Consider the following 6,455-nt stretch of genomic DNA (forward strand, 5'->3'; position numbering starts at 1 on the left):
ACCTCAGTTGCGTCAAACGTATGGTGGCAGGCTGAACTCGCAAGGATACTCGTGACATGAACGCGCGCACGCTCATCGTTGCAGGCACGACCGTCGCAGTCCTCACCGCTTCTACCCTGGCCTTCTACTTCAGCCGGGTCGGTCTAGATAAAGCCGATAAGACTGCCAGCGTTCTAGGTCTCTTTGTCGCACTAGCAGGCCTGGCCATTTCCATTTATGGGCTAGTTGAGGCCCGAAGACCAGATACCACACCTGCCTCCACTCAAAAAATCACTGCCTCCAATGTTTCCGGTAGCAATATTCAGATCGGGCAAGCTGGCGGATCTGTCCGCATCAAGCGGTCCGCACAACAGACGACACCCACCCCGCTTAACTCTAATCAGCCTCCCGCTCCCCCCGCCACCAACATTAACGGAGGGCAAGAGGTACACAATTCACAAATTTCTGGTTCGAACTTCCAATTGGGATCCTCTGCGGGCGACGTAGAGGTGGACGAATCCTGATGCCGAAAGAAAAAGACGACGCGCAACTATGGGTGTCGAACTCTCAAATCGGCGGCCACAACCTTCAGATAGGGTTCGCTGGCGGTGACGTCAATATCACAATCAACTCTTCTACAGAGACGTCTAAACACAGCTATTCACGGACCTACATAGCGGACCAGCTGATTCGCGAGTGCTCCAAGAGGCGCGATATATTGCGCCGGCTTCCCGGACTAACGAACGAGCAGGTAACTATAAGCCGCTCCTTCGATCTGGAGATTCCTGAACCTCTGTCCGAGATGACCGCAGGCAAGGTAGTCGCTCTCATCGGACCTATGGGTGCCGGAAAGTCCGATATAGCCAACCTGTGGCTGATCAATCAGTGTCAGGAATTCTCAGCAAACGAGGAGGCACCACTTCCTATCTGGGTCTCAGCCAGGGACGTTCTGGGCGACCTAGAATCATGGATAGTAGACCGAGTCGAAGCATCCATTCTATCCACTGTAGGACTGAGTCTCGTCGTAGACGGAATTGATGAGACTTCGAAGACCTCTCAACTGGTCGATCAGTGCGAAATAATCACCGCACGCTGGCCTACCTCGAAAATTTTGATAACCGGCCGCCCAGGAACGTTCCCAGACCGAATAGACTCCATTCAACTAGAAGGTTGGTCGGAGGATTCAGCCCTAGAGCTGATTCGCAAGGTGACAGGGGCGGAACATCTTCATTCCATCTCCTTTCCTCCGCAAATCAGTGACGCGATAAAGCGTCCTTTGTTCGCAATGCTGGTTGCCAGCATCTACGGGAAAGGGGATGTTCCGAAAACGTCTGCTGGGCTGATTCAAGAATGTGCACTTAAGTCCCTCGAACGAGACCATGGTTCATGGAGAGACGCGTTTCCTATCCTGCGTCGTATCGCTGTCGCCTCAGTAAGCAATGACGGTAATGTGGCTTTGGCTGCCATCGGTGGTGAGGCCGTACGGCACGAGTTGCGTGACACGCGTCTAGTCACGTTCTCTGCATATAAGGCATCCTTCACTCTGAGTCTTTTCGAACAGTGGTTTGCCGCAGAGGCGTTGCTGCAAGGTGAAGTAACGCTCGAAAGTATCATCTGTGACATTAGCTCGTTCGCTAAGTGGCGATACGTGCTTGCGCTTGCGGTGCAGACCGGCAGCGTCGACCAAGTCGACACCATTATGTGCAGCCTCGCTGAATGGAACCCTGGGGCAGCGGCATGGGTTATTCAAAAAGGAATTGAAAAGCCTTTTACCGGGACTGCATACGGCGAACTCCCTGGTTGGCGAGAAGTCGCGAGCCGCCTTCATCGCGTCATGGCGAGTTGGTGTCTGGGCCTCGGCAGACTGGCCCCTGCAGCAACTCCAGTCGATGCGGGGCAGAGCGCTGAAAATTTGAGGCTTAATCTGGCTGTAGAGGAGAAGGGGAATAGATTCATTTACGCCTGGCAGAAACGAACGGCTGGCACACAGCCAATTTCCTATCTGTCAAATCCCAAAGGACTCATGGAAACAGGGGTTGGTATCGGCTCATCACCAGCCCCACCGGGGGAAAACTGGGTTTGGTCCTGGTCTCTCGACAATATGCGCAGCAGACTGGAAAGAACTCTTCCGAATCTCCTGCACCTAGAGGCGCCAAGAGGAGGGGTAATCGAAGAGGAGTACATTTGGGCAGTCATTTACGCCCTTCTCCGAAGGGGTTCACGGCTTAGAGCTGACCCAATCGAAACTGCGGAGATTTGCAACCTGATATCCGAAACTCGACGGAACATTCGTGAGCATGGCCCCGTGGAGGATTACGCCATTCAAGACGGGGGAGGAAGAACGGTTACGCGTCTAGATTTGGTCCTGGTCACGGAGTGGTTGGAGCGGCAGCAAAAGTCGCAGCTGACGCCCCCGTGGCCCGCCGCAGATATTTTGCATCCATCCTCCGGTTGGGTTTGGAATTTTTACAGCCCGAATCGCCTTCTCGAACTCACTAAGGCAGTTTATGAGGCGGCGCTGAAAGCATATATGGAAATGACGCAAACCCTGTTTGCGGATTTTGGCTTCACTCTAGCCCACGCCGCTTCCCTTCCCGCTACCCTGAGGGGAAATCTATATGTGCCTAACGGGAATTCATGGGCAGATGGGCCGACTTTGGAATACTGCCTTATTCCGGCTGTCGACACAGAACTAGCCGAGAGCCAGGTAGAAATCACTCTAGAGCGATCAAAGGGGGCGCGGATAGCACATGAATATGATCGCTACTCGGCTTATTTGAAGCGATACCACGTTGATAATCCCGAGAGAGCGCCCTTTTCAATGTATCGCTGGACTCACACTGTGCTGCGAGTGTGGGACAGCAGGCCTGCGACCAATCTTGCGTTCCAATGGATCTGGGATGATCTCAAGTCACTCGGATGGGTGTCACACCTTCCTCGTGATTTGAAGTAGACCGACCTTGCGAAGAAGTTGCCTAACCATCGCGCCAAGTAACGGTGAACTTGCAAGACAAGGGTCGAGTAAGTCGTTATCCCACCCCTACGACCAGCGACTTCTGTGACCCTCGTTTGACTATCTCCACAGAGCTACGGATCAGAGGCTGCTGACATCCTGTGCCTGGCACCGATGACGCCGGACAGGTTCGGAGCGGACGTAGTTCGACGCGATTCAGTGTCAGGCGAACTGGCGTCTCATCCCTTACCAGTCAGCGACTTAACAACACCAATCACTGAAGACAGAAGAGCGATAATTGCACCCATGCTAGCCAATGCTGTGGTCGCGTTCGGAAATAGCTCCGACGAAATCTGCCGCCATCGACGACGCAAGATGAGAGCTTTTAACTTCTGCCACTGATGTTGCTTGATGTGGCATCCGCGTAGAACCCCTCGCCCATTGTTGCGGCACTGCTCTACATCTCCACGATTAAGTGCGCCGCATGGCACAGGCGCCTGAAACAGGAACCAAAGGAAGCTGAGCGCAGATAAGGCGGTGATGCCGAGGGGGCCTATGTCGGACGTCAGCCATCCAGTAATAGCGATAATGAACGCGATGAGGCCCCAATAGCGCCAGAGGTCATTTTTTTTCTTCTTCGCCATGCAGGCGGATCGTAGTAGGACCCGATGAAGTCGATCACGGGCGCACGGACGGCGCACGGTGTCACGGCAGGCTCGGGTAGCACAGCCGGGGAGGGCGAGAGTGCAGTGACATACACGCGCCACTTGGTCGGCCGGCGGACCCGCCGTCGTGGCTGGCTGTCGGCTGAGGCTCAGACTCCCAAGACTGAACTTCCGCCCAGGGTTCTCCGGAGCGAACGCGTCGTGCCATTCGCGTGCCAGATCCTGCGGGCAATCGCGGGGAATAGCGGGGACTGGCGACGGGTGCCACCAGGGCTGCAACACCGCCCCGCCGCAGGTCAGCCCAGCAACCGCCGCCACAAGACCCAAGCTTCCCAAGCTGGGATGCCGTCACTGCAAGCCTGCCCCGCTCCTAGTTTTCGCTGGTCCACAGCGGCTGACGTGCCAACATGGGCTGTCTTCGTCGGTGAGTTGTCTGTGCGGGTCGGAGGCGAGTGTGCAGGCTACGGTGCGGTGGCTGGTAGCGGTGGCGGGGTCGCTCGGGGCGTTTCTCGCCGTGGCGGTGCCGTGGGCGGTGTTGTGGGACGGGGGCGACGATCCCTGGGATGTGATCGGCCCGGTGGCCGGGGTGGTCGCGGCGGGCACCTTGGCCGCACTGGGCTGGTGGGCGTCGCAGGCCGGTGGGGCCGGGGTGCGCCGGGTCCGGCAGTCGGCGCGTGGCCGGGGCGCCATCTGGCAGACGAGCGGTAGCCACGGCGCAGGGGCCGGGGCGCAACGTGGTGCAGTGCGAGAGGACGTGCGGCAGAAGGCCCGCAGCGACGGCAGTGGCGACATCGACCAGGTCGGCGGGAACCGCGCCTGAGGCAAAGGGGACGGATCAGCGGTGGAGGGTTTCGAGCAGCGCCGTACCCGGCAGCAGGCACAGGCCCAGCGGGACATCACACAGGTCGCGGGGAACATGTACGTCTACTCCCCGCCGGTGCCGGAGCCGTCGGTGGAGTGGCCAGTGTGGGTGGGGAATGTTCCGCGGCTGGCGGCAGCGTTCCAGCCGCGGACGCAGGTGCGAGAAGTCGCCGAGAAGGCGCGTGGTGAGGGCCGCGAGGTGGTGCTGTCAGGGGAGGGCGGGGTGGGCAAGAGCCAACTCGCGGCGTCCGTGGCACGCGACCTGCGGGAGCGGGAACGCTCCGACGGTCACGGTCTTGACGTCCTGGTGTGGGCGAAGGCCACCGACCCTGTTCAGATCATCACTGCGTATGCGGAAGCAGCCGAACAGCTGAGGCTTGTCGGGCGCTCCTCAGGTGACAGCATCACGGCGGCGCAAGGTTTTCTGCAGTGGCTCACGGCTACGGACCGGCGGTGGTTGGTGGTGCTGGACGACATCACCGACCCGGAAGCCGTCGAGCAGTGGTGGCCAGACGGCAGTTCCCGCAGCGGCTGGGTGCTGGCCACGACCCGGCGAGACGACGCCCGGCTCAGCGGCCGGGGCCGTGCCTTCATCCGGCTGGGCCTCTACAGCCCGGAAGAGGCCCGCGCCTACCTGCGCCGCCGCCTCACCGACGCTGGCTGCGCCCACCTATACGCTCCCGGCCAGGCGGACGAACTCGCCACCGAACTCGGCCGCCTCCCGCTCGCGCTCGGCCATGCCGCCGCCTACCTCATCAACAAACGCCGCACCATGGCCGACTACCTCACACTCCTGTGCGACAAAAGCAGCAGACTGGGCGACCTGCTCCCCCCAAGCGCGGACACCGAAGGCTACGGCCGCCCCATAACCAGCGCCCTCCTCGTCTCCTTGGACGCCGTCCAGGAAGCCGACACCACCCACCTCGCCCGGCCTCTGCTACACCTCGCTTCCCTCATGGACCCACTCGGCCACCCCGGCGCGCTGTGGACCACGCCCCCCGCACTCCACCACCTGCGCACCGCTCGCCCCGCGCACCGCCGCCGGCTGCGCCGACACCACCCCATCGTCACCGAAGCAGACGTGCGCAGCGCATTGGAATGCCTGCGCACCTACGCCCTCATCACCCAGGACACCGACACCGCCCCCGTCCGGATGCACGCCCTGACCGCCCGCGCAGTGCGGGAAACCATCCCGGCCGGCACACTCCCGGCGGCGGCCCGAGTCATTGCAGACGCGATCTTGAGCCTGTGGCCTCATTACGACCATGAGGAATGGGACCTGTGCGCCACCCTGCGCGCCAACACGGTCCATCTCGACCAGCTAGCACACCCGGACCTGTGGCAACCCGAAACCCACCCGTGCATCGAACGGGTCAGCCAAAGCCTCACCAACGCAGGGCTTTACCAGCAGGCGGTTGAGTACGACGAGACCACAGTGCGTCGCAGTAACGAGATCCATGGCCCTTACCACCCAGACACACTCAACGCCCGCATCAACCTCGCCCTCTCCTACCGCGATGCTGGCCGGGTCCAGGACGCACTCGACCTCGGCGAGCGAGTCCTGACCGATTCCGAGCGGGCCCTCGGCACCGACCACCCTCACACCCTCGCCGCCCGCAACAACCTCGCCCTCGCCTACAGCGATGCTGGGCGGGTCCAGGACGCACTCGACCTCGGCGAGCGAGTCCTAGCTGACCATGAGCGGATTCTGGGCACCGACCACCCCGACACCCTCAACGCCCGCCACAGCCTCGCCGTCTCTTACAGCCATGTCGGGCGGGTCCAGGACGCACTCGACCTCGGCGAGCGAGTCCTGACCGATTCCGAGCGGGCCCTCGGCACCGACCACCCTCACACCCTCAACGCCCGCCACAGCCTCGCCGTCTCTTACAGCGATGTCGGGCGGGTCCAGGACGCACTCGACCTCGGCGAGCGAGTCCTAGCTGACCATGAGCGGATTCTGGGCACCGACCACCCCGACACCCTCAACGCCCGCC

At 60.8% G+C, this 6,455-nt stretch carries 5 protein-coding genes; 4 read left to right on the plus strand and 1 reads right to left on the minus strand.

The window, feature by feature from the left end; translation table 11 throughout:
* Positions 1–56 precede the first annotated feature (56 nt).
* Together ACZ7KF_RS12200 and ACZ7KF_RS12205 are read left to right on the plus strand one after the other, a co-directional pair.
* A complete protein-coding gene (locus ACZ7KF_RS12200; RefSeq protein WP_471072177.1) occupies positions 57–503 on the plus strand; it encodes a hypothetical protein in 447 nt (148 codons plus the stop codon).
* On the plus strand, positions 503–2,932 hold the full coding sequence (locus ACZ7KF_RS12205; protein WP_471072180.1) for an NACHT domain-containing protein: 2,430 nt from the start codon (positions 503–505) through the stop codon (positions 2,930–2,932). Before ACZ7KF_RS12200 ends, ACZ7KF_RS12205 begins: the two co-directional genes overlap by 1 nt.
* Before the next feature lie 239 nt (positions 2,933–3,171).
* Here ACZ7KF_RS12205 and ACZ7KF_RS12210 read toward each other — a convergent pair whose 3' ends face one another.
* Positions 3,172–3,576, minus strand: a complete 405-nt coding sequence (locus ACZ7KF_RS12210; RefSeq protein WP_471072183.1) for a hypothetical protein — start codon at positions 3,574–3,576, stop codon at positions 3,172–3,174.
* A gap of 475 nt (positions 3,577–4,051) precedes the next feature.
* On the opposite strand from ACZ7KF_RS12210, the gene ACZ7KF_RS12215 reads away from it, so the two are divergent.
* Both ACZ7KF_RS12215 and ACZ7KF_RS12220 read left to right on the plus strand, forming a co-directional pair.
* Complete coding sequence (locus ACZ7KF_RS12215) at positions 4,052–4,417, plus strand: hypothetical protein (protein WP_471072186.1); 366 nt, start codon at positions 4,052–4,054, stop codon at positions 4,415–4,417.
* A 21-nt stretch (positions 4,418–4,438) separates the two neighbouring features.
* Positions 4,439–6,455, plus strand: a 2,017-nt coding sequence (locus ACZ7KF_RS12220) for a tetratricopeptide repeat protein (RefSeq protein WP_471072189.1), incomplete at its 3' end; no start/stop codon positions are given.

The organism is Streptomyces sp. NPDC038200, assembly GCF_055600785.1.

Coding starts and splice junctions, on each gene's coding strand:
- ACZ7KF_RS12200 (WP_471072177.1), top strand. CDS start 57: ATGAACGCGCGCACGCTCATCGTTGCAGGCACGACCGTCGCAGTCCTC.
- ACZ7KF_RS12205 (WP_471072180.1), top strand. CDS start 503: ATGCCGAAAGAAAAAGACGACGCGCAACTATGGGTGTCGAACTCTCAA.
- ACZ7KF_RS12210 (WP_471072183.1), bottom strand. CDS start 3,576: ATGGCGAAGAAGAAAAAAAATGACCTCTGGCGCTATTGGGGCCTCATC.